Source organism: Acinetobacter sp. 778_lipA (assembly GCF_058242985.1).
Genome location: NZ_JBZAYT010000001.1, coordinates 1,524,900 through 1,547,743 on the forward strand (window position 1 = coordinate 1,524,900; position 22,844 = coordinate 1,547,743).

Genomic DNA, 22,844 nt, shown 5'->3' on the forward strand with positions numbered 1-22,844 from the left:
ATTTCCTAAAAAGTGGAGTTAAACAACGGATTGCAAAGTAAAATTTTCTTGATTGAGATGATTTTTATTGAAATGTCTTCTCTTGATCATTTCGAACCATTCTTCGTCATAAACTAAATCTAAATAACGATCGCCTCTATCTGCCAAAAGGGTTAAAACGCATGATCCAGAAGGGATGGTCGGGATAAGTTTTTTTATTGCTGAAATAGATGAGCCGCTAGATCCACCCGCAAAAATGCCTTCATGTTCGAGGAGTTCTCGGCAACCTAAAGCTGACTCATAATCATCCACATAGATGACATCATCTATTTCATCTGGGGAGAGTAGGGCTGGAACGGTACTTGCACCGATACCCGGAATTTCACGTGGGCCTGAGTGACCACCAAAGAGAACAGAACCGACGATATCGACTGCAATAACTTTTAAATGCGGGAATTTTTCTTTTAAGCGGCGAGATACGCCCATGATTGTTCCAGAAGTACTTGCACCAACAACCAAGTAATCAATACTGCGATCGATTTGATTTATGATTTCTTCTGCTTCACCATAATAGTGGCTTTTCCAATTGTTGGGATTTGCATATTGGTTGATCCAAACAGCATTGGGCAACTGGCGGCAAAGTCGTTGTACTGTATCGATTCTTGTTTTTAAATAACCGCCGTTTTGATCTTTTTCAGAGACCATTTCGATATTGGCTTTATAGAGCTTCAACATTTGTAAATTGGCTGAAGCAATTTTGGGGTCAATCACAGCAGTGAATTTTAGGCCGTAAATTTTGCATGCCATTGCAAGTGCAATTGCTAAATTGCCCGATGAACTTTCAACAATATGGCTATCTTTATGAATGAGGCCAGATTTAAGCCCTTCTTGTAACATATACAATGCAGGTCGATCTTTGATACTTCCACCTGGATTGAGTAACTCCATTTTTGCGACAACGGTGACGGATTGATCAGTAAACATCCTTGAGAGTCTGATTAAAGGAGTTTTACCTATGCAATCGAGAATATTGTTATGGATCATCGTTAGAATTCTCTGGTTTTATCTATTGCAAATGATAATTATTATTGGTTTTGTTATTATTAAAATTTACGATGGATTTGTTGTGTTTTGTAATTTTATTGAAGAATAAACTGTGGGCGTGAGTAATGATTTTGTTTATAAGTTTTTGATAAATATGGATTATATATAATTATTGACTTAAATTATAGTGAAATTAGATGACCATTTGATTAAAATTGTTAATCAATCACTAGAAAAAATTATAAAGCAGATCGCTATCACATTTATTTTTATTAAAGAGAATCACCCTAAGAAAATCTTAGAAACTCAAAATTAATCAGAACTGAAATTATAAAAAGACAAATTAAATTAATAATTTTTGTGCTGTTTTTTCCTTGGGTTGTTGGAATAGGCCATTAAAAGATTGTGTTTTACATCAAGAATGTTAATGATTATTATTAGCACTAAAATTCAGGCCTACAACTGAGGAAACAGGATGCGCCTTTCCCAATTCAGCTTATGTGTTTTATCTATTGCCATCAGTAGTCAGTTATATGCACAGGATGAAACCTCGAATAATCAGACACCAGTGAGCAATGCTCAACAACAGGAATCTGTCCAGAAATTGCCACAGATCGTTATTACAGCAACACGATCAGAAAAAAGCATTGCAGATATTGCAGGGACTGTACAGAACATCAGCGGAGCAGAAGTACAAAAACAGGCTGGGGCAGGACGAAAAGTAGCAGATGTTCTTGCGCAACTGGTTCCTTCACTGGCGCCGTCTAGTGGTACTGGAAGTAATTATGGTCAGACCATGCGAGGCAGAACTGTACTGGTGATGATTGATGGCGTATCTCAGACTGGATCGCGTGATCCTGCGCGCCAATTGAACAGTATCAGTCCGGGTATGATTGAACGGATTGAGGTCATTTCTGGAGCAACCAGTATTTATGGTTCTGGTGCAACGGGTGGGATTATTAATATCATTACCAAACGTGCTGACAAATCGAAACCACTGAGTTTTGAGACGAAATTAGGGATAACCTCTGCTGATAATTTCAGAGGAGATGGTCTGGCTTATGAAGCAGGTCAGAGCGTTTCTTTCAGTAATGATAAAATGGATGGTTTTTTGGGTGCGAACTATACCAGCCGAGGATCATTGTTCGATGCGAATGGGGATCGGATTGCAACTGAACCCAATCAAACCAGCCGTAATGATACAGATACGTTAGACATAAATGGGCGCCTGAATTTTAATTTGACTGACACACAAAGCTTAAGTTTTGGTGGGCAGTATTATAAGGATAAGCAGGATACTCGTTATCTACCTGATTATGGACCGAACTATACCATTGCTAAAGGGCCACAGTCTGAACGAGCCATCAAGGGACTGGAATTAAGTAATCAGCCATTTACGGATCGTTATGCCTTGAATACCCAATATCAAAATCAGGATGTATTGGGGCAGACGGTAAATTTGGAAGCCTATTATAGAAATGAAAAAGGGCGTTTTTTCCCAGTTTATTCAGGTGGCGCTACGGTCAATCAATCAGAATATACGGTTGATGTGGCAGGAATGCGGTCTACAGTGCAGTCAGATTTTAAGCTTGCAGCGCGAGATCTTAATCTGACCTATGGTCTGGATTATGACCGAGAAAAAGATACTCAGCATTATGACGTTTTGTCTGTCAGCAATAACGGTATGGTTTACAAGGATACTGGTAGAAGGTTAGATGCTGGTCCAGATACTGTCATTCAGAATATCGGGGCTTTTTTACAGGCAGATTATCAATTAACGGATCGCTTTAATCTTCAAGCGGGAACGCGCTATCAATATATCAAGGCAGATACAGACGCTTATACACCTTCTAGACAAACACAAAGCGTTGCGAGTGATTCAACAAATGCTGACAAGTTTTTGTTTAATTTAGGCGCAGTTTATAAACTTACTGATAATCAACAATTATTTGCCAATTTCTCTCAAGGATTTAGTTATCCAGATATATTACGGATGTTACGTGATGTCTCAATTCTGACCGTTTCAACTGCGAATATAGAACCACTAACGGTCAATAGTTATGAACTGGGTTGGCGTCTGCAAGATGATCAAAAACTTGATTTAGGAATTACTGGTTTTTATAACACATCTGATAAAGTCATTCAGTTCAATGCGGATCGTTCAGTCAATATTGCGGAAACTGATCAGCGTGTTTACGGTGCCGAAATGACTGCGGCATATCCAATTCTGGATGATTTTAAAATTGGTGGCACGTTGGCTTACACCCGTGGACAATATAAGGATGCGGCGGGTAATTGGCGTGAGTTAAATGCTTATCAGGTGTCTCCAACTAAGGGAACTATTTTTGGTGAGTGGAATAGTGATGATGGTTATGGATTCCGTGTACAGGTGCTTGCTGTAAAAGGAACTGACAAAGCATTTGAAGACGATAAGGTTGCAGTGAACAATGATAAAGTGGTTCCAAACCGGGCTGCAAAAATAAAGGGTTATGCGATTATGGATACCCTCGTGAATTTCCCGGCTTATAAGGGGCGGGTGGATTTTGGAATTTATAACGTGTGGAATAAAGACTATCGCACCGTTTATAGTCAGCAGTCAGAAATTACCTTTTCACCTGTGTCTAGTATGCGGGCACAAGGCCGGACTTTTGGTTTGAGTTATACTTTTAATTATTAATTGATGTTAGCTAAAAGCTAGTGCTGAGTGTTTGATTGTCACTTATCACTAGTTTTTTTATTTTAATATAAATCAGTTTTTTAACTGAATATAAGTGTGAATTATCATTAAAAAATTAAAATATAGCACAATAGAATTCATGAGCTATTCAGAGCTTTTGAAAAAACTAGTTAGGATGAATAGAGTCCTTGTATTTGAACTATTGTTACACAATTAAAAATTGATAAAAATACGATGAGTACATGCTGTAGCACCATAAGATCGGTTCGAAGTTGTTTTGTTTACTCTTACTGTTTAAAACCCATTATTGCCAATAGCTAAATCGAAAAGGAGATATTCATACATCCGCCTAGTGTGATAATCTTATTGTAAATTTTGAATTATTTTTGAATAAATATTTTATAAAACAATGAGAAAATTTTACTTATTATTCATTAAAAAATAAAAATATTTACATTTTTGCTTAAATGTTGAGCGCAATATAGACAGGTCTGTATAGACAAGCCCTTAAGTTTTTTAGTATAATCGATCACAATTTAGAATTTAATAATAAGCATGTCTAACAATATTTACGCTGCTTTGGAGCAGCTTGGCTTATCAGCACAAAAACGTGCGATCCACGTACAATTTTCTAATTCGGCATTGAGCCAACAAGTATTCCTACAACGTATCGATGGAACACATCAAATCAATGAGGGTGTTCGACTTCAGCTCATCTGTCTTGCAACGTCAGCAAGCATTCCTTTAAAAAGCTTTATTGGAACTCAAGCTGCAATCGATATTGTCACAGATAAATCTGAATTAACCCGTATTTCAGGAATTGTGACCCAAGCCGATATTGGCGCATCTGATGGTTCTCTTACCATCTATCGTTTGACTGTAGAAGACCCAACAGCACTTTGGAAACACCGTAGAAACTCTAGAGTATTTATGAATAAGTCGGTTGTGGATGTGATCCAGACCGTGTTCCAAGAATGGGTACAACGCAGCCCACTATTTGCTTCAAGTCTGACATTAGATAAGAGTGGACTGAGCAAAGACTATGATGTGCGCCCATTCATTATGCAAGCATCTGAAAGTGATTTTGACTTCCTGACCCGTTTGATGAGAAGTGAAGGGATTAACTGGTTGATCGATGAAGCTCAGCTTAAAGTATCGAGCTCAACAGAACAAATTCAAGCACAGAAGCTTCGTTTAATCGATGACAATTCACAATTTAGTGCCTTAGAACGCCGCAATATTCGCTTCCATAGAAGCAGCGCCGTAGAAAAAACTGATTCAATTACCAATTTTATTGGTCAGCGTTCCATTCAACCGACTTCAGTGTATATCCAACGTTGGCAAGCTGATGTATTGGATATTGATGAAGGTGCTGGCAGTGTCCAAAGTAAACACAGTCATAGTGAAAATTATGACAATGCCAGTCTAGTTTTAGAACAAGCCTGGCACTTTAGTCCTGCATGGATTCAAGACCTTAATGGCGAAGATGGTGCCACGCCATCGGGCAATAGTCAGATTGAAAAGTTTAATCAAAACCTCAGTAACTACTACGATTCACAAGCCAAACAATTTACAGCAACGTCAACAGTGCGCGATGCACATGTTGGTTATTGGTTTGAACTGAATGAACATCCAGAGATAGATCAACACTCAGGTGCAGACAAAGAATTTTTAATCACGGCTAAAAGCTTTTATAACCAAAATAACTTACCTAAAGATCTCACCGATCAAGTCACCGCTTTAGTCCAACAAAGCAATTGGCAAACAAGTCAAATCACCAGCAACACGAGTGATGAACGTCAAGCCAGTAATTTAACCATTCAACGTCGTAATATCAGCACGGTTCCAGCCTATAACCCATTACAACACCGACCGATTGCATCACCACAACGGGCCAAAGTGGTGGGGCCAAGCGGAGAAGAAATTCATGTTGATGAATGGGGGCGTATCAAAGTTCGCTTCCTGTTTAGCCGTAATGAAGACAATACCCATGATGGCGGTGCGGGTTCTAATGACAATGACACAGATTCAGCTTGGGTCGATGTCCTGACCCCATGGGCAGGCGAAGGCTATGGTGCGCGGTTCTTACCGAGAATCGGTGAGATTGTTGTAATTGACTTCTTTGATGGCAACATTGACCGTCCCTTTGTGGTTGGGCGCATCCATGAAGCACAACGTCATCCAAGCAAGTTTGATGACAAAGGCAAACTGCCTGATACCAAGAAACTGGCAGGAATCAAAAGTCGAGAGTATCAAGGTAGTGGCTACAATCAACTGAGGTTTGACGATACTACTGGCCAAATCAGCAGCCAGTTACAGAGTAGTCATGGCGCCAGCCAACTCAACTTGGGCAAACTGAGTCATCCAAAAGACAAAGCAGAAAGTGATGATCGTGGAGAAGGTTTTGAGCTGAGAACTGACCAATGGGGAGCACTACGTGCAGGGCAAGGTTTACTGCTTTCGACCTACAAACAAGACCAAGCCAAAGGTGATCACCTTGATTCAGAGTTTGCCAAAAAGCAACTTGAGGGTAGTCAGACCAACAGTAAAGCTTTAAGTGATATTGCCAAAAACCAAAAGACGGATGAAATAGAATCGATTGAGCAACTCAAAGCTTTTGCCGAAGACATTGAAAAAGATGTTGCTAAGTATAAAAAAGCCATCATGTTACTCAGTTCTGTTGATGGGATTGCCTTAAGTACCCCTGAAGATATCCATCTTTCAGCCACAGGCATCATTAACCATACTGCGGGCGATAGTATTAACCTCAGTACCCAAAAGAATCTTTTGGGGCAAGCTTTAGGCAAAGTGAGTCTATTTGCTGCACAAGGTGGCATTAAAGCCATTGCCGCGCAAAGTAAAGTTGAAATTCAAGCGCAGTCAGACGCTTTAGATGTATTTGCTAAACTGGGGATTACCATCTCATCTACAGAAGATCGGATAGAAATCAGTAGCCCAAAAGAAGTGTTGATTACTGGTGGCTCATCGCAGATTGCCCTAAATGGCTCAGGGATTTTCCCAAAAACAGGCGGTAAGTTTGAGGTCAATGCAGGGCAGCACACATTTAAGCCGGGTGCCAGTGTCAGTAAATCAGCACAACTGCCGCCATCGAATCCGCTCAAAGGCGCACTCGACTTATTAAAAAGCTATGGTGGGCAAGACTTCTTTAAACAAACCGGCTTTAAAGTGATTGACTCATTTGGCAAGCAAGTGTCTGGCAAGCTGGATGCAAATGGCTTTGCCCAAGTGACAGGTATTGCACCTGGCCCTGCCAAAGTTGAATTTGAGACTGATCCACGGAGTGCATGGGATAAAGCAAGTCATTTTAACCGTGATTATACTTGGTCCGAAGAAGTGGTCGGTGGTGCCACAAGTTTTGCACAAAATGCTTTAAATTCAGTGGGACAAAATATGATGTCCCAACTCAAAAACAATTTATTCTCTTTGAATGCTGACTCATTGAAAGATATGGGCAAAAATGCTTTAAAAGACTTAGGCACACAAAGCTTGGGACAATTTAAAGAACAATTTACTCAAAGTGCATTAGGTTCCGTCTCTTCGGCATTGAATTTAAATTTATCTCCGTCACAGATGATGAATGTGGGACAGATGATTGCTAATCCAAGTCAATCCCTACACAACATTAAAGATCAAGGGATCGATTTCTTTAAAGACCAAGCCTCTGCATTGTTTGCTCAACAGACCAATGGTTTGGTTTCTAATTTAACTGCTGGAACAGGATTTGGGTCGTCACTGGGTCAAGGTTTTGTTGCAGAGTCATTTGGCGCTGCTCAAAATGGGTTAGATGCCCCAGTGAAAGTGGTGGATGATTTTATTAAAAAAGATGAATATTTCTCTCGCTTCTTAACCTATAGCATTACCACTCGAAAAGGCGATGCATCAGTACCCACGATCCCACAAAATATTCCTCAACAAATCAGTCAGCCTGCGCCAATTTTGACTCAGCAGACTCCACAAGCGACAGCACCAGTCGACGTGAAAAAACCCCAGTCGATTTATGATATGGATAAGGATGTGGTACGGATGGATATGGAAGAGTCCCGTTATGTCACCAAACAAGTGACTGTGCGAAAAACGGCTGCTGAACAACCAGATGTATATAACGCGCGAAATAAATAATTGAACATTTTTTTGAATTTTAATTGATTGAAATTAAATTAAAAATTAGAACGTATTAAGGTTAAGCTTATGGCATTTATAGACAGTAAAAATCAGACCGCAGGGTCAAATACACAGCAACAACCAGCCGCTAAAGAGACCAAGCCCGCGGTAGAGTTGGCAGTATTTAATTTGGCCAGCCTGACGCATACAGAAGACCATAAGTTTATCGCCCATCAAATCCAAAACTATTTACAGGCTTGTGGAAACACCAGCCTAGAACAGATCAAAGCAAGCGCCAATGTACCAACAGTCGCCAATATCTTTGCATTATCCGGCAGTGTATTAGACCTTATTTTATTTGCCACTGAACCCAAGCAAGCCGAGGCAGGGGTACAACAATCGGCATTGTTAAGCATGAACTTAATCGGTTTATTTTTACAACCGAATACAGAAGCACATGTGCGTATGGCTTTACGTCCAATGCTGGGTTTAATGGCAGAATGTTTATATCCAGCCAATGGCAAAATCAAAGAAGCTGACTTACGTCGGATGCAGCTACACTTAAATGCGCAGATGGCTGGCGATTTAGAAAAATTCCTACAAGAAACACAAGATAAATTATCAGGTTTATTGTCGAGTGCTACGACACTAGGGACTTCAATTCTCCAAGCCTTTAGCAGCAGTGCTGTAGCTGGATTACCCAGTGTTGCTTCAGCGGGAGCAACAGCTGAAAAACGTGATCCCAGCAAGCAGTTTAGCAATTGGGCACAGCCATTGATTGATTTGTTGGGTACACCTGCACAAGCTGATATGACCGCAAAGATGATCCCGAATATCGCAACACGATTAACAGAAGAAGTGCTTAAGGCGACACCACAACTTGCTACAGTGATTCAACAACAAAGCAATGCAGGAACTCAATATAGCCTTGCTTGGTTGATTCAAGAAACCCTAAAAGCCATCCAAACTCAAGGTAAAAAAGCCACAGCCAGTGTGCCGTTAAACCAAACAGGCGAACATGAGCAGCATATCAATGGTGATATTTTAGAGTTTGTCACCTTACAACCTGATGCCTTAAATGATCCGATTTGCGCAACATTGGCTGACGATCAAAGTTCTAAAACGGATAAAAGTATTAGCTATGCGATTGGTGCGGAGCGGGTTAATCATTCAGACTTTTACTTGCCTAAAGTTGGTTTTGCCTTTAGTCGTCAATATAACTCTCAAATGAATGAGTTTGATCACAGTATGATCGGCGCACGTTGGATGATGCCATTTTCCAATGTGATCATACAAAATCAAAATGGGTATTTATTTATTGACAGCAATGGACGCAAACACCAACTGCCTGCTTCGATCGTCTATGAAAAATATCAGGTACCCTTTGAAGGCTTTAGTGTCGCACCACATGACGATGGGGATTTATTGCTGAATTTTGGTTCAGACTGGAATTTCCATTTTCATAGTTTTAATGCTGGAAAACATTATCACCTCGTTCAACAATTTAATGATCAGACTGATGAAAAAGTAGTACTGACCTATTTATTGTTTGAACAATTTGCCTATTTACAGGCGATTGATTTTCAATTGAAGCGTGCTAAACATTTAGTCAAATTTGCTTTTAATGAACAAGCCAAAGTCATTGCCGCATTTGTCGATGATCAAGTGGAAGCATTGGCACGTTATGAATATGATCAACAAGGCAATCTGATCAAAGCCATTGATCAAAATGGACATACACGCAGTTATGAGTATAACCATGCCCATCAATTGACCCGTTATACAGATCGTACTGGACGTGGGCAAAATATTCGATATGAATCTACTGCACCCAAGGCCAAAGCGATTGAGGAGTGGGCAGATGATGGCAGTTTTAAAACCCGTTTAGAATGGCATCCACGTTTGCGTCAAGTGGCAGTCTATGACGCTTATGATGTTCCGACCTATTATTATTTTGATTTAGATGGCTTTACCTATCGTACTCGTTTAGCCGATGGTCGTGAAAAGTGGATATCTCGAGATAGTCAAAAACGGATTACGCGTCAAATTGATTTTGCAGGCTTAGAAACTGAACAAGCTTATAATGAACTAGGTCAATTGGTGAAAATTGTACAGCCAAATGGTGGCATTATCCTGTTTGCCTATGATGAAAATGGTAATCTGACTGAAACTAAGGACCCAGAAGGCAATATCTGGAAAAAACAATATGATGCTGATGGCAATGTCAGCAAAGACATTAATCCTTTAGGGCATATCACCCAGTATAAATATAATAATGACAACCAATTGGTTGAAGTAGTTGATGCCAAAGGCGGCTCAAAGAAAATTCAATATAATGATCTTGGGCAGATGGTGTCGTATACCGATTGTTCAGGGAAAAGTAGTGCTTGGGAATATGATGAAGACGGTACACTGACCGCACAAGCTGCTGCGGATGCACAACAGGTCCAGTATCTCTACAGTACTCAAGGTAAAGACCGAGGGCAGTTACAAGCAATCATTTATCCTGATGGATTAAAAGAACAATTTGAACATGATGAAGAAGGGCGTTTACTTAAGCATACTGATAGTAAAGGCTTAATCACCCAATATAAATACAATCAAGTCGGGCTATTAGCGCAACGGGTCGATGCCAATAGACACCAAATCGGCTACCAGTGGGATAAACAAGGTCGAATTCAAAAACTAAGCAATCAAAACCATGCCGAATATCTATTTGACTATAATCGTTTTGGGCAATTGGTGCGTGAACAAGCCTTTGATGGTGAAGAAAAGCATTTTACATATCATGACAATGGATTTTTATTTCAAATCCGCCAACCCAATATTCTGACTCAATTCGGCTATCATATGGATGGTTCGATCGCGTCAAAGACTTATACCCATTTGCAGACTCGGCATAGCCAAGTTGAAGAATTTGAATACAACTTAAATAACCAACTCAGCAAAGCGACCAATACAGAAAGCCAAATTGATTTTTATCGCAATCAACTTGGACAGTTGGTACGTGAGCATCAACACTATAAAGTACCGAATCTAACGCCACTCACAGCAGTATTACGTTATGAGTACGATGAATTGGGGAATTTGACTCAAACCATTCGTCCTGATGGACAAGTACAAGCCAATCTAAGTTATGGATCAGGGCATATTTATGGTATTGCTTTTAACAAACAAGATATGGTGGCATTCCAACGTGATGATTTACATCGTGAAACCACGCGACTGCTGGCCAATGGTTTAGTGCAAACCAAGAATTATAATGATGTGGGCTTACTCAGCTCACAAGTCATTCGCCCAGAACAAGAAACAACGGACAGGGTACAATTTCAAGCAGAACGTCATTATCACTATGATAACAACTATTTGCTGACTCAAGTTGATGATAGTCGTTTAGGTAAGTTAAATTACCAATATGATCCAATCGGGCGTTTAATCAAAAGCCAAAACCCATATAAATCTGAAAGCTTTAGTTTTGATCCTGCGGGGAACTTGATTGATCCGATTGCCACACAAGCTGCGCAAGTGAAAAATAACTTGATTAGCCAGTATCAAGGCAAACATTATAAATATGATGCGCAGGGCAATGTGATTGAAACCACTCAAGCAGGTCAGCCCTTAAAGTTAACTTGGGATAACTTAAACCGCCTGATTCAAAGTGACAACAATGGTCAAATCACAGATTATGGTTATGATGTATTTGGTCGCCGATTATTTAAGAATAATCATCAAGACCAGAGTTTAACCTTATTTGGTTGGGATGGTGATCAGATGGTTTGGGAATCAGTGAAATCATCAAAAGTGCAAACTGATTATACCAAACACTATGTCTATGAACCGAATAGCTTTGTACCGTTATTACAGACTGGTTATACAGGCTTTATCAAACTAATTGAAACACCTGACTATCGCCAATTCCAAAACGTACCTTATTCGATTTATAAAGATCCAGTATGGAAAACTGAAACCAGAAAGAACAAAGCTGAATTAGAACGTGTTGCCTTTTACCACTGTGACCAAGTCGGTACTCCACAAACTTTAAGTAATGAGCTAGGGGAATGTGTCTGGGAAATTAAACAGGATACATGGGGCACAGCTTTAGAAATAAATACAAGTGATAATCTGCTTGAGCAAACCAACTTAAGATTTCAGGGACAATATTACGATAAAGAAACAGGGCTACACTATAATCGTTATCGTTATTACGAACCGTATAGTGCAAGGTATGTGAGTAAAGACCCAATTGGGTTATTTGGTGGTTTACATAGCACTAAGTATGTTAGTGATCCTAATAAATGGATAGACCCTTTAGGTTTAGTTGGTTTTTCAGGAAAAGAAGTTACTTGGACATTAGGGCCAGTAATTTATGGTAATTACAACTTAACATCACAATGTATTGATAAATATCAAGTTAATTTGGAAATTGATGCAGTGGCAATGGGCGTTGGGGGAGCTAGTGTCGTGCCAGCAGGTAGAACATCAGGAGGAATAACATTCTTTGATAACAATTCAACAATTTATCCTAATAATTTAAATGGTGCTTGGGGGGGAGCTGCTGTAGAAGGATCCGTAGTAGGTAAGGGGGTATCTTGGGGAGGAAAAGCTTTAGGAGTAGCGACAACAGATATACAAAGTGATAATGGTGATGCAACAACAAATGCAGCTATAGGAACATTTTTAGGTAAAGTTGTAAGAGTCAAAGAAAAATGGAGTTTTTGTGGAGTTTCTGAAAAACCTGCTTGCGGACCTGGTGGTTGTTTTGATAAAAAAAGGGCAATTGCTGCACCTGGATTTAGCCCAGCGCAATTAAATCGGCCAACGGTTAAAGAAGTAGCGCCAGAAGCATTAAAACAGCAACCCCCTATTAATATTAATATTAACGGATTATAGGTTTATTAGTTATGAAAATTTTGGTTATTTTGAGTATTTTATTTATTTGTAGTGCATGTGCTAATAGCGCCTCATATGAAAAAAGTTATGAATTAGAATTAGCTAGATCAGGGAATATTGATGCACAATACAATGTCGCAATGAATTTTTTAAATGGTGATAGTGGATTCCCTAAAGATGCAAATGTAGCTAAGGAATGGTTAGAAAAAGCAGCAAAAAAGGGAGATGCCCCTTCCCAAAATGGTTTAGGTATTATGTATTTGAGAGGAATTGGTGGAGAGAAAAACTTAAATAAATCTGAATATTATTATAGATTAGCCGCTAATCAAGATCATGAGAATGCACAGCTTCAATTAGCTTTAATATTATTAAATAAAGATAAAAATAAGAATTTAAAAGAAGCTATATTTTGGTTAAAAAAAGCTGAGAAACAGGGGAATACAGAAGCTCAAGATAAATTAAAGGAATTAGGTGTAGTTAAGTAAAAACTATATTTTAAAATTATATCGGAATGATAGGCAAACAAAGGTTTTTTTAATTAGGATTTTACGCATAATTGATCCAATTGCTACACAAGCTGCGCAAGTGAAAAATAACTTGATTAGCCAGTATCAAGGCAAACATTATAAATATGATGCACAGGGCAATGTGATTGAAACCACTCAAGCAGATCAGACCTTAAAACTCACTTGGGATAACTTAAATCGTCTGATTCAAAGTGACAACAATGGTCAAATTACAGACTTTGGTTATGATGTGTTTGGTCGCCGATTATTTAAGAATAATGCGAATGAAAATAGTCTGACATTATTTGGTTGGGATGGTGATTTAATGATATGGGAGTCATATCAAGCAAACCAAAATCAATCAAAACAGCAAGACTATACCAAACACTATGTTTATGAACCGAATAGCTTTGTACCGTTATTACAGACTGGTTATACAGGCTTTATTCAGCTGATTGAAACACCTGACTATCGTCAATTCCAAAATGTACCTTATTCGATTTATAAAGATCCTGTATGGAAAACAGAAACCAGAAAAAACAAAGCTGAATTAGAACGTGTTGCGTTTTATCACTGCGACCAAGTCGGTACACCACAAACCTTGAGTAATGAGTTAGGGGAGTGTGTTTGGGAAATCAAACAGGATACATGGGGCACAGCTTTAGAAATTAATACAACAAACCAAGACAATCCATTGGAACAAAGTAATATCCGTTTTCAGGGTGCATGAGCAAAGATCGAGCACTGCTCGGTCTGAAGCGCAAGGATAAGGAAACAGGCTTACACTATAACCGTTATCGTTATTACGAACCGTATAGTGCAAGATATATGAGTAAAGACCCTATAGATTTATACGCAGGATTGAATCACTACAGTTATGTAATTAATCCAACTTTGTGGGTAGATGCTTTGGGATTGCAAGTAACCTATGGTGGAGAATTTATCGGTTTAAGTCGTCAAGCTTCAGCAAATTTAGAATACGAAGGTTATCGAAATTATGACTGTTGGATGAAGACAGGTGATATTTGTCGGTTGCAAGGTCCTCCGTTATTCGATTATGTTTATTGTTCGGGAGGGGTAGGCCCCTTTGCTTATGCAGAGATTACTAACCTACATAATGGTAAGGTATTTCAAGTAGGTGCATCATCTAGGCCAGATGTAAAAGGTGCTAAAGCGATAGGTAAGAATGCTGTGATGGTGCTTGATGGAAGTAAAAAACTAGGTGCTTCTGATCTTACAAAATTAAAAGGTAAGTTTTCGGCTAGTTGTATGGCAGGCTATATTTTTAATAAACCAGTAGCTAGGGGGGAAGATCAAAGTACAGATAGTTTCCTTTCAGGGCTAGCAGGAAGTGCGAGTGGTGGTATATGGGGAGTACGTGCAGGTTTAGTATTACCTATTGATACAAGTTCTACATCGGTTAGTGAAAAAGTTAAAGCTTATTTTACCTCTAAAACGATGAAAGGTTTTGAAATTGGGGTTGGTACACCAGGAGCTGATTTTAATGTTGGATATGGTGTTGAAGCTCAAGGTCGTTCACTTACAGAGAAAATTAGGGATTAAATATGAAATTTAGCAGTTTAAGTTTTTTAATATGTTCTATGATCGCTTTAATGGGATGCAATAGTAATAAGATTTATGATGAACCATCAGATAAATACCCGTTTGATGAAAAAATGAAAACTGTTTTAGGTGAAAAATTAGAAGTTGTTAATTCATTGAATAGAGCAGAAGTTCAGTTAGCGTATGTCGAGTTACCTGCAAACTCTATAAAAACTAAGAAAATAATAGACTTATTGGAAAAAGATGGCTGGAAACTTAAAGGGCGAGGAATAAGTGTCGATACATATTGTTTAGGTTCAAAAAATAGCATCAATATAGCTAGTCCAATATCATTTAATGCGACAGATTTTAAAGGAAATAAGGTTAGAGTTACAAAAACGGATGTGGACATAATTTCTTATAGCTATAACAAGTGGGGAGAAGAACTTTGTGAATAATTAATAATTAATAATTAATGATTATGGTTATGATGTTTTTGGCAGGCGATTATTTAAGAATAATCATCAAGACCACAGCCTAACCTTATTTGGTTGGGATGGTGATTTAATGATATGGGAGTCATATCAAGCAAACCAAACTCAATCAAAACAGCAAAATTATACCAAACACTATGTCTATGAACCGAATAGCTTTGTACCGTTATTACAGACTGGTTATAGAGGTTTTATTCAACTGATAGAAACACCTGACTATCGCCAATTCCAAAACGTACCTTATTCGATTTATAAAGACCCTGTATGAAAAACTGAAACCAGAAAGAACAAAGCTGAATTAGAACGTGTTGCTTTTTACCACTGTGACCAAGTCGGTACACCACAAACTTTAAGTAATGAGTTAGGGGAATGTGTTTGGGAAATTAAACAGGATACATGGGGCACTGCTTTAGAAATTAATACAACAAACCAAGACAATCCATTGCAACAAAGTAATATTCGTTTTCAGGGTGCATGAGCAAAGATCGAGCACTGCTCGGTCTGAAGCGCAAGGATAAGGAAACAGACTTATACTATAACCGTTATCGTTATTATGAACCGTATAGTGCAAGATACATGAGTAAAGATCCTATTGGATTGGAAGGAGGTTTTAATAATTTAGCTTATGTAAGTGATCCGAATCAGTGGGTTGATCCGATTTCAGGGTGCATGAGCAAAGATCGAGCACTACTCGGTCTGAAGCGCAAGGATAAGGAAACAGGGTTACACTATAACCGCTATCGTTATTATGAACCGTATAGTGCAAGGTATGTGAGTAAAGATCCAATTGGATTAAAAGGTGGTTTAAACAATTCTACTTATGTAAGTGATCCAAATCAATGGATTGATCCGATGGGGTTAAATGAATCACTCGGAAGTGCGATGAAAGAGGCTTTTGTAGATAGAATACCTGGTTCACAAGTACCAAGTAGATTAAAAAATAAACCGGCTGCAGTTCAAATGACAGATCGAGTTTTAACTGGTATGAATGCAAATGTCACTGCTGCTGCTTTAGTTGGAGTTAGTGCTTCTGCATCATATGATGGAAATGGAAAATATAGTGTGAAAGGTGGGAATACATATGGGATAGCGTTGGAAGCAACAACCACTAGAGAAGTATTAAATGCTGGTAATTTAAAAGATGGGAAATATTATGAAGCGTGTGCAAGTGCAGGCGCAGGATTGGCAGTGAGTGTATGTGGAGGTTACTCAATGAATGGTGGTTTTTATGGAAATATTGCCTTGGGTGTTGGGTTAGGAGCATCTTTAAGTGGAGTTAGCGGAGAAAAAAGATCATATGACCCTTTAGCCCCGAAAACAGTAATCGATCATGAGCAATTAAAAAGAAATCAACAAATGCTTCCACGGGCTCCCTTAAATTTTGGGGGATTAAGATAAATGTCAGATGGATTTATTTTATTTTTATTTTTATCGTCACTGCTTCTGTATGTTATTTTATTTTGTATAGTTCGATTTTATTTGTTTCAATATTTTATTAGTAAAAATATTGCAAAAGATTATTTGGGTTTCAACTTGAAAAGTTTTCAACATACTAAATATCTTTATAAAATAGTTTTTAAAAATTTTGATAATCATAATTTTTATGCAAAAAGACTAAAATTTTTATATTTTATACAGATTTGTTTTTTATTAATTTTTGTTTTTTTTATTTTTTTAATGCTGAGTTGATTTATGAGATTATATGTTATTTTGTTTTTTTAACTTGGTCTGATATTTTATATGCTAAATGTATTAAAGTTGATGATTTTAATGAAAAGGAAATAATGATAATGAGTTTATACTCTTTGCAGGGAAATCAAAATAAAATTGATGAAGATATTAAAAAAATGAAAGGTAGTTATTATGTGGATTATTATGATGGATATTCATATTTGATTGGAAAAGATAGATTGAAAAATTATGAGCTTGCTGAGTTTTATTTAAATAAATCCGCTAATTATTGTTTTTCACCAGCCCACTATTCACTAGGTTATTTGTATTATTTACAAGGAAATTTAATAAGTGCTAAAAATGGTTTACTTCGGCGTAGGTAAGAATGCTGTGATGGTGCTTGATGGAAGTAAAAAACTAGGTGCTTCTGATCTTACAAAATTAAAAGGTAAGTTTTCGGCTAGTTGTGGCAGGTTATATTTTTAATAAACCAGTAAAGGATTGTGAAGTAAATAATACAGATGCATTTTTAACTGGTTTAGCAGGAAGTGCAAGTGGTGGTATATGGGGAGTACGTGCAGGTTTAGTATTACCTATTGATACAAGTTCTACATCGGTTAGTGAAAAAGTTAAAGCTTATTTTGCCTCTAAAACGATGAAAGGTTTTGAAATTGGGGTTGGTACTCCAGGTGCTGATTTTAATGTTGGATATGGTGTTGAAGGTCAAGGCCGCTCTCTTACAGAAAAAATTAGGGATTAAATATGAAATTTTGCAGTTTAAGTTTTTTAATATGTTCTATGATCACTTTAATAGGATGCAGTAGTAATAAAATTTATAATGAACCTTCAGATAAATACCATTTTGATGAAAAAATGAAAACTGTTTTAGGTGAAAATTTGGACGTTATTGATTCATTACGAAGAGCAGAAGTACAAGTTTCATATTTTGATCTAAAGGGTTCTAATAATAGTCAGAAAATATTAGAAATAACAAATTTATTAGAAAAAGATGGATGGATGCTTAAAGGAAAAGGAGTAGGCGTTAATACATATTGTTTAGGTTTGAATAATCGTATCAATGTAGTAATTGTTGGGAATGGGGAACTTTATGATTTTAAAGGTGGAAAATTACCAAAAAATAATGTCGATGGTGTTTTGTATTCTTACAATAAATGGGGTGATGATCTTTGTAAATAATTACTGATTATGGTTATGATGTGTTTGGTCGCCGATTATTTTAGAATTACCAATCAGCCTACAGTCTAAACTTGTTTGGTCGGGATGGTGATCTGATTGTATGGGAATCAGTGAAATCATCGAAAGTTCAAACTGATTATACTAAGCTCTATGTTTATGAACCAAATAGCTTTGCACCGCAATAGTTATAAGTGTCGGAACAGGTGGTATTGGATTAATCGTTATAGAGATGCTGCATTGTTGCTGTTTGAATAGGGGGAGGTAAGGTTGGTTAAATTATGGGAAATGGCGTAGATAAAAATATAGAAAGAGTGATTAATTAGAATGTTAGAAAAGTATTTGGAAATAATTTTTGCAGTAGTTGGGTCTCTTTGGATCTCTTGTGCATTGATTTCTAGTTTCAAAAGTTATGTATATGTTAAAAAAAATCTTAGTGCTATATCTAAATTACTTTTCGAAAATCCTAAATATTTTAAAAGTTAGCTTTAACTAATTTTTTTTTGATCGAGACAACAATAGGAATTATTGCGGCAGCTAGATTCAGAGAACTAAAAGTATTAAAAAGAGATACAGTTTTTTCTAAAGGGTTATTACCATTAGCACCTAGCCTCAATGATAAAAACCTTAATCTATTATTACAGAATCATGGAGATTGGTATAAGTCTGTTGTACAAAATATAATTTTTTCGTCTATTTGCTTATCAATATTAACGATATTACTCTTCGTGCCAAAATAATATTGAAAATTAACTTATATCAAAAACCAAGACTTCAACTTTGTCGTAGCCCATTTATAGAGATGATATTGAGCTAGTCGTTATTGGTGCTTACGCTGTTACTGGAGGAATAGCCGGAGATTGGCTAGGTGAAATGGTTGGATCTGGTGCTGATCGAAGTATAGAATGGATGACTAAATAAAATGCTGGAAAATACTTTAAAAATAATACTAACTATCACAACCTTACTTTTGTTTGTTAGCTATCCAATTGCTGTATTTAAAAGCTATAAATATGTTAAAAAAAATCTTCATTCTCTCTCTAATCTATTTTTTGGAGATCCCAAATATTATAAAAAATTAGATTGGGCGAATCACTTACAAATAGAAATGGCTGTAGGAGCTATTGCTGCTTTAAGATTTAGGGAGTTAAAAATACTTAAAAGAAACTCAGTTTTTTCTAAAGGATACTTGCCTTTATCTCCTAATCTCAATGATAAAAACCTTAATTTATTATTCAGAGATCATGGTAAATGGTATAAGTCTGTTACAAGAAATATCCCTATTTCATCATTTTGTTTGCTAATTTCAACAATCATTTTTTTATTTTAAAACAAAATTAAAATATCTCAATTTAAACCCATGACTATACTTTATAAGCTCAAGAAAATTTAAACAGCATGTAGCCTCTAAATTACTTTATAAAGTAACAAATTCTATGAGCCAATCAATGAACCTGAACTTATAATAAAGTTATAAACACTAGGACAACCATAATGCTAAAGAAAACGTTCTTTATATTGTTAAGTAGTACAATTTTTACAGTATATGCAACTCCTGATTTTTTAAGCTATAAAAATTGTAGTCCGCTAAATTTAAGTGATGAAAATTTTAGTCTTTCATTGAAAGATGTCTTTCCTGAATATTCATACATCACTAAAAAATATAACTTTTTGACCTTACCGATTTCAGATCATGATCAACGCTACTGTTTAATTATCAATAATAAAAATAAAGTGATTGTGGATGCTATTCCAACAATGTTAAGCGGTATGTGTGCTGGAAAGTGGGATAAGCAAAAGGATCTACCTATTTGGGAGGCTGATGTAGGTGGGGGAAGAGGCACAGTTGTTTATATGAATTATTCAACAAGCCAAAATTTAAAGAAATTGAAAAAGTCTGAGAAATTAGAAATAGATGAAATAATTAAAAGTATAAATTGTCAATTGCCTGTATATAGCAAAAATGATATTCAAGAGCTCAATGATTCTGCATTTTATTTATATAAATTAGGTTATTATAATGAATCTTTAAGCATTTTAAACCATGTTATAAAGCTAGATCCAAGTAGAGCAGTAGCTTACTTAAATATAGCCGATATTTATGTCGCACAAAAAAATGAACCGATCGCTAGAAAAAACTACGCTCTATATTATGCAGAGATGAAAAAATTAGGTCTTTTAAGCAAAGTGCCAAATAGAATTAAAAAATACCTATAGTTAGGTTTTTTAGAGAAGATTTTTCTCTAATTATTTTATATCCATTAGGAAAATTCGCAAAGACTCCGGCAGGTATTCCATTAAGCTATGATGACATTAATGTCTGGCAGATTTCTGTTTATAAAAGTACATTAAAGTTAGCTGCATGTAATCAAAATTAAAACGATTTTATTGATTTTAAGACGCTTTGATTTGAATCGTTGTCATAAGTTTGGTTTTTCAATAAAACCTAAAAATCACAGATTTTTTACTCCCTTACTATCATTTAATCAATCCGCATTAAACACAGTCTGTAAATTCCGACTTTATAGTTTGCCCATTGTTTGTTGTACATAAACTCTTCATTTTTATATGAGGTTAAACAAGGATGTACAACAATGAAGAAGTTATTTCTATTTATAGGTTCAATGGGACTTTTGGTCAGCATGCCCAGTTTTGCAGCAGATTTAAGTATAGGTGACCCTAAAACAGAATCAGGTGAACTTAAACTTTCTGGCGCAATCCGTACCCGATATATGTACAAAGATTATATCGTTGAGGCAAATGAAGGTTCTAAAAACAAGGATTGGCAGCTTGCAGATATTAAAACAGTATTGAGTTATGAAAATCCAAATTGGATTGCCTCATTAGATCTACGCTGTTACCAATACAGCCGTTTATGTGATGGATTATTTTTAAAAGATGCTTGGGCTGGATATAAAATTTCAGACCAACAACGCTTTACCGTGGGTTTTCAATCAGTTGATTTTGGATTTGGTCGACTGTGGGTTAACAGTTATTATGAAACCTTGTTAAATACGGTTGGTTTAGAAGATATTCAAAATCTAGGTGCGAAGTATCAGTTTAAAAATGATCAATACAATTTTATTTTAGGTTTTTACCCAACAGATGGTGGTAACTATACAGGGACATCCAAAGACGCAAGTCGCTATAGTGGCAACTTTGTTCAAGCCGATGATTTAAGCCAAGGCACAGATATCGATGAAAAAAATATGTGGGTGACTCGCTTATCTAAAAAATTTGAGTTGGACCCAGCGCAAAAGTTTTCAACTGAGATTGGTGGTTCATTCTGGTACTCAGATCTGGAAAATAATCGCACGCAGCAAGACGGTCATCGAAGTACATGGAGTGTATTTAGTACAACCAATTATCAAGCATGGCAATGGCTTTTCCTTGCAGGTGAACAGAACATTAAAAATGCCGATAATCTACTGCCAAATAGCTCAACCATCGGGGCATTTGATTATCCCTACCAAGTGGCCAATAAAGGTAAATTTATGGCCAATGAAATTAATTACACCTTGGCACAGCCTTTTTATCAGTTAGAAAATATTAAACCTTATCTGTCCTATAGCCGTTTCTTTAAAGATCAGAAGAGCTATCAAGATTCAGATCGTTTAATTGCGGGGGTGTATTTTAATTACAAGGCCGTAGGAATTCAGGGTGAATATATTTGGAGTCGTAATGATCCAATGACAGGCGGGAGTGCCAATGGTCTAGCACAAGGCGACAGTAATCAGTGGAATAAATTATTTTACTTATCACTTGGTTATTACTTCTAAAATTAACATTGAAGATCAACCAGTCTATTTAAAAAGGCTGGTTCTTTCGGTTCTGCCTACGCCAGCTACTCTTAGGAATAGTTGGTACTTAGGAATAAACGGCTTTTAGTATTAGGCAACTCTTAGGACCAATGCCCCGATTAAAATAATACATGACGAGATAATACGTATCGTATTAACTTGCTCTTTGAGAATAAAGATCGAAATTAGCGTAGCAAATAAAATTGAGGTTTCACGCAGTGCGGCAACAATCGCAACTGGTGCAAGTGTCATCGCCCACAATGCGAGTCCATAAGAGAAAAATGAGCCAATCCCACCGATTAAACCGAAATGCCAATTATGACGAAAATAATCACCCATCTGGCGATACTGCATTTTCAAGGCAAATATAAAAAAGATCAGACCTGAGAGCACAAAGCTCCATAAGATATAAGAAATGGGTGATCCTGAGAGACGAATCCCATGACCATCCACCAAGGTATAGCCAGCAATCAAGACCGCATTGAGTAAGGCTAAACCAATCCCTTTTCGTCCCGTTTGAGAGCTTGCTAAGATCATGGATAAAATGCCAATCGAAATGGTAATGATCCCAACCCACGCATTGAATTCCAGTGTTTCATGTAGCAAAAATGTCCCCAAAACTGCCACAATAAGCGGAGCAGTACCGCGCATCAGTGGATAGCTTAGTCCCATGTCAGCGACACGATAGATTTTGGCAACCATGCCAAAATAGAGAATTTGTATTCCCGTTGAGGCTAAAATATAAGGCCAGCTAGCGCGATGTGGTAGCTGGAAAAAGGGCAGTAGTAGCGCTGCTAAAACTGCTGCTGATGTAGTCACCAATACAGTGGTTAAAAATTTATTTGAGCCTGCTTTTACAATAGCATTCCAAGTGGCGTGAAATGCCGCTGCGATTAAAATAAGGCCAAATATTGCCGTACTCATA

13 protein-coding genes and 3 pseudogenes are annotated in these 22,844 nt (G+C 37.1%); 14 read left to right on the plus strand and 2 right to left on the minus strand.

The genetic code is table 11. The features are described 5' to 3' along the window. Window positions 1-18: 18 nt before the first annotated feature. On the minus strand, window positions 19-1,023 hold the full coding sequence (gene sbnA / locus AC4CUY_RS07125; protein ID WP_336954736.1) for a 2,3-diaminopropionate biosynthesis protein SbnA: 1,005 nt from the start codon (window positions 1,021-1,023) through the stop codon (window positions 19-21). Window positions 1,024-1,498: 475 nt separating this feature from the next. Between sbnA and AC4CUY_RS07130 the strand changes: the two genes are divergently transcribed. From AC4CUY_RS07130 to AC4CUY_RS07195, 14 genes and pseudogenes are all read left to right on the plus strand, one after another. Continuing rightward, a complete protein-coding gene (locus AC4CUY_RS07130; protein ID WP_490773877.1) occupies window positions 1,499-3,700 on the plus strand; it encodes a TonB-dependent receptor in 2,202 nt (733 codons plus the stop codon). Between the two features lie 555 nt (window positions 3,701-4,255). Beyond that, a complete protein-coding gene (locus tag AC4CUY_RS07135; protein ID WP_490773878.1) occupies window positions 4,256-7,840 on the plus strand; it encodes a type VI secretion system Vgr family protein in 3,585 nt (1,194 codons plus the stop codon). Window positions 7,841-7,909: 69 nt separating this feature from the next. After that, the gene (locus tag AC4CUY_RS07140) at window positions 7,910-12,712 is read left to right on the plus strand and encodes an RHS repeat-associated core domain-containing protein (RefSeq protein WP_490773879.1); all 4,803 of its coding nucleotides are present in this window, start codon (window positions 7,910-7,912) and stop codon (window positions 12,710-12,712) included. Between the two features lie 11 nt (window positions 12,713-12,723). After that, window positions 12,724-13,197 (plus strand): tetratricopeptide repeat protein, encoded by a 474-nt coding sequence (locus tag AC4CUY_RS07145; RefSeq protein ID WP_056512575.1) that lies wholly within the window; start codon window positions 12,724-12,726, stop codon window positions 13,195-13,197. Window positions 13,198-13,264: 67 nt separating this feature from the next. Beyond that, window positions 13,265-14,781, plus strand: a pseudogene (locus tag AC4CUY_RS07150) (RHS repeat-associated core domain-containing protein); the annotation flags it as partial. A 2-nt stretch (window positions 14,782-14,783) separates the two neighbouring features. Beyond that, entirely contained in the window at window positions 14,784-15,218 is a 435-nt protein-coding gene (locus AC4CUY_RS07155; RefSeq protein WP_419361273.1) for a hypothetical protein, read from the plus strand. 10 nt (window positions 15,219-15,228) lie between these two features. Then, window positions 15,229-16,115 (plus strand): annotated as a pseudogene (locus tag AC4CUY_RS07160) (RHS repeat-associated core domain-containing protein); the annotation flags it as partial. Window positions 16,116-17,044: 929 nt separating this feature from the next. Then, the gene (locus AC4CUY_RS07165; RefSeq protein WP_419361271.1) at window positions 17,045-17,308 is read left to right on the plus strand and encodes a hypothetical protein; all 264 of its coding nucleotides are present in this window, start codon (window positions 17,045-17,047) and stop codon (window positions 17,306-17,308) included. A gap of 83 nt (window positions 17,309-17,391) precedes the next feature. Beyond that, window positions 17,392-17,685, plus strand: a complete 294-nt coding sequence (locus tag AC4CUY_RS07170; protein ID WP_419328251.1) for a hypothetical protein — start codon at window positions 17,392-17,394, stop codon at window positions 17,683-17,685. 2 nt (window positions 17,686-17,687) lie between these two features. Then, complete coding sequence (locus AC4CUY_RS07175; RefSeq protein WP_419361268.1) at window positions 17,688-18,122, plus strand: hypothetical protein; 435 nt, start codon at window positions 17,688-17,690, stop codon at window positions 18,120-18,122. Next, window positions 18,119-18,307, plus strand: a pseudogene (locus AC4CUY_RS07180) (hypothetical protein); the annotation flags it as partial. The gene AC4CUY_RS07175 and the pseudogene AC4CUY_RS07180, both read left to right, overlap by 4 nt. A gap of 734 nt (window positions 18,308-19,041) precedes the next feature. Beyond that, a complete protein-coding gene (locus AC4CUY_RS07185; protein WP_490773880.1) occupies window positions 19,042-19,449 on the plus strand; it encodes a hypothetical protein in 408 nt (135 codons plus the stop codon). Between the two features lie 164 nt (window positions 19,450-19,613). After that, on the plus strand, window positions 19,614-20,336 hold the full coding sequence (locus tag AC4CUY_RS07190; protein ID WP_419361262.1) for a tetratricopeptide repeat protein: 723 nt from the start codon (window positions 19,614-19,616) through the stop codon (window positions 20,334-20,336). A 377-nt stretch (window positions 20,337-20,713) separates the two neighbouring features. Then, window positions 20,714-21,898 carry a hypothetical protein gene (locus AC4CUY_RS07195; protein WP_490773881.1) on the plus strand — a complete coding sequence of 395 codons (1,185 nt, stop codon included), beginning with the start codon at window positions 20,714-20,716 and terminating at the stop codon, window positions 21,896-21,898. Window positions 21,899-22,009: 111 nt separating this feature from the next. On the opposite strand, the gene AC4CUY_RS07200 is transcribed toward AC4CUY_RS07195, so the two are convergent. After that, complete coding sequence (locus AC4CUY_RS07200) at window positions 22,010-22,843, minus strand: DMT family transporter (protein WP_490773882.1); 834 nt, start codon at window positions 22,841-22,843, stop codon at window positions 22,010-22,012. Between the last annotated feature and the right edge of the window lies 1 nt (window position 22,844).

What these genes read in the sequence shown, in the direction of transcription:
- AC4CUY_RS07155 (WP_419361273.1), top strand. Translation starts at nt 14,784, where the DNA reads ATGAAATTTAGCAGTTTAAGTTTTTTAATATGTTCTATGATCGCTTTA.
- AC4CUY_RS07130 (WP_490773877.1), top strand. Translation starts at nt 1,499, where the DNA reads ATGCGCCTTTCCCAATTCAGCTTATGTGTTTTATCTATTGCCATCAGT.
- AC4CUY_RS07200 (WP_490773882.1), bottom strand. Translation starts at nt 22,843, where the DNA reads ATGAGTACGGCAATATTTGGCCTTATTTTAATCGCAGCGGCATTTCAC.
- AC4CUY_RS07140 (WP_490773879.1), top strand. Translation starts at nt 7,910, where the DNA reads ATGGCATTTATAGACAGTAAAAATCAGACCGCAGGGTCAAATACACAG.
- AC4CUY_RS07190 (WP_419361262.1), top strand. Translation starts at nt 19,614, where the DNA reads ATGCTAAAGAAAACGTTCTTTATATTGTTAAGTAGTACAATTTTTACA.
- AC4CUY_RS07175 (WP_419361268.1), top strand. Translation starts at nt 17,688, where the DNA reads ATGAAATTTTGCAGTTTAAGTTTTTTAATATGTTCTATGATCACTTTA.
- AC4CUY_RS07195 (WP_490773881.1), top strand. Translation starts at nt 20,714, where the DNA reads ATGAAGAAGTTATTTCTATTTATAGGTTCAATGGGACTTTTGGTCAGC.
- sbnA (WP_336954736.1), bottom strand. Translation starts at nt 1,023, where the DNA reads ATGATCCATAACAATATTCTCGATTGCATAGGTAAAACTCCTTTAATC.
- AC4CUY_RS07135 (WP_490773878.1), top strand. Translation starts at nt 4,256, where the DNA reads ATGTCTAACAATATTTACGCTGCTTTGGAGCAGCTTGGCTTATCAGCA.
- AC4CUY_RS07185 (WP_490773880.1), top strand. Translation starts at nt 19,042, where the DNA reads ATGCTGGAAAATACTTTAAAAATAATACTAACTATCACAACCTTACTT.
- AC4CUY_RS07145 (WP_056512575.1), top strand. Translation starts at nt 12,724, where the DNA reads ATGAAAATTTTGGTTATTTTGAGTATTTTATTTATTTGTAGTGCATGT.
- AC4CUY_RS07165 (WP_419361271.1), top strand. Translation starts at nt 17,045, where the DNA reads ATGAGTTTATACTCTTTGCAGGGAAATCAAAATAAAATTGATGAAGAT.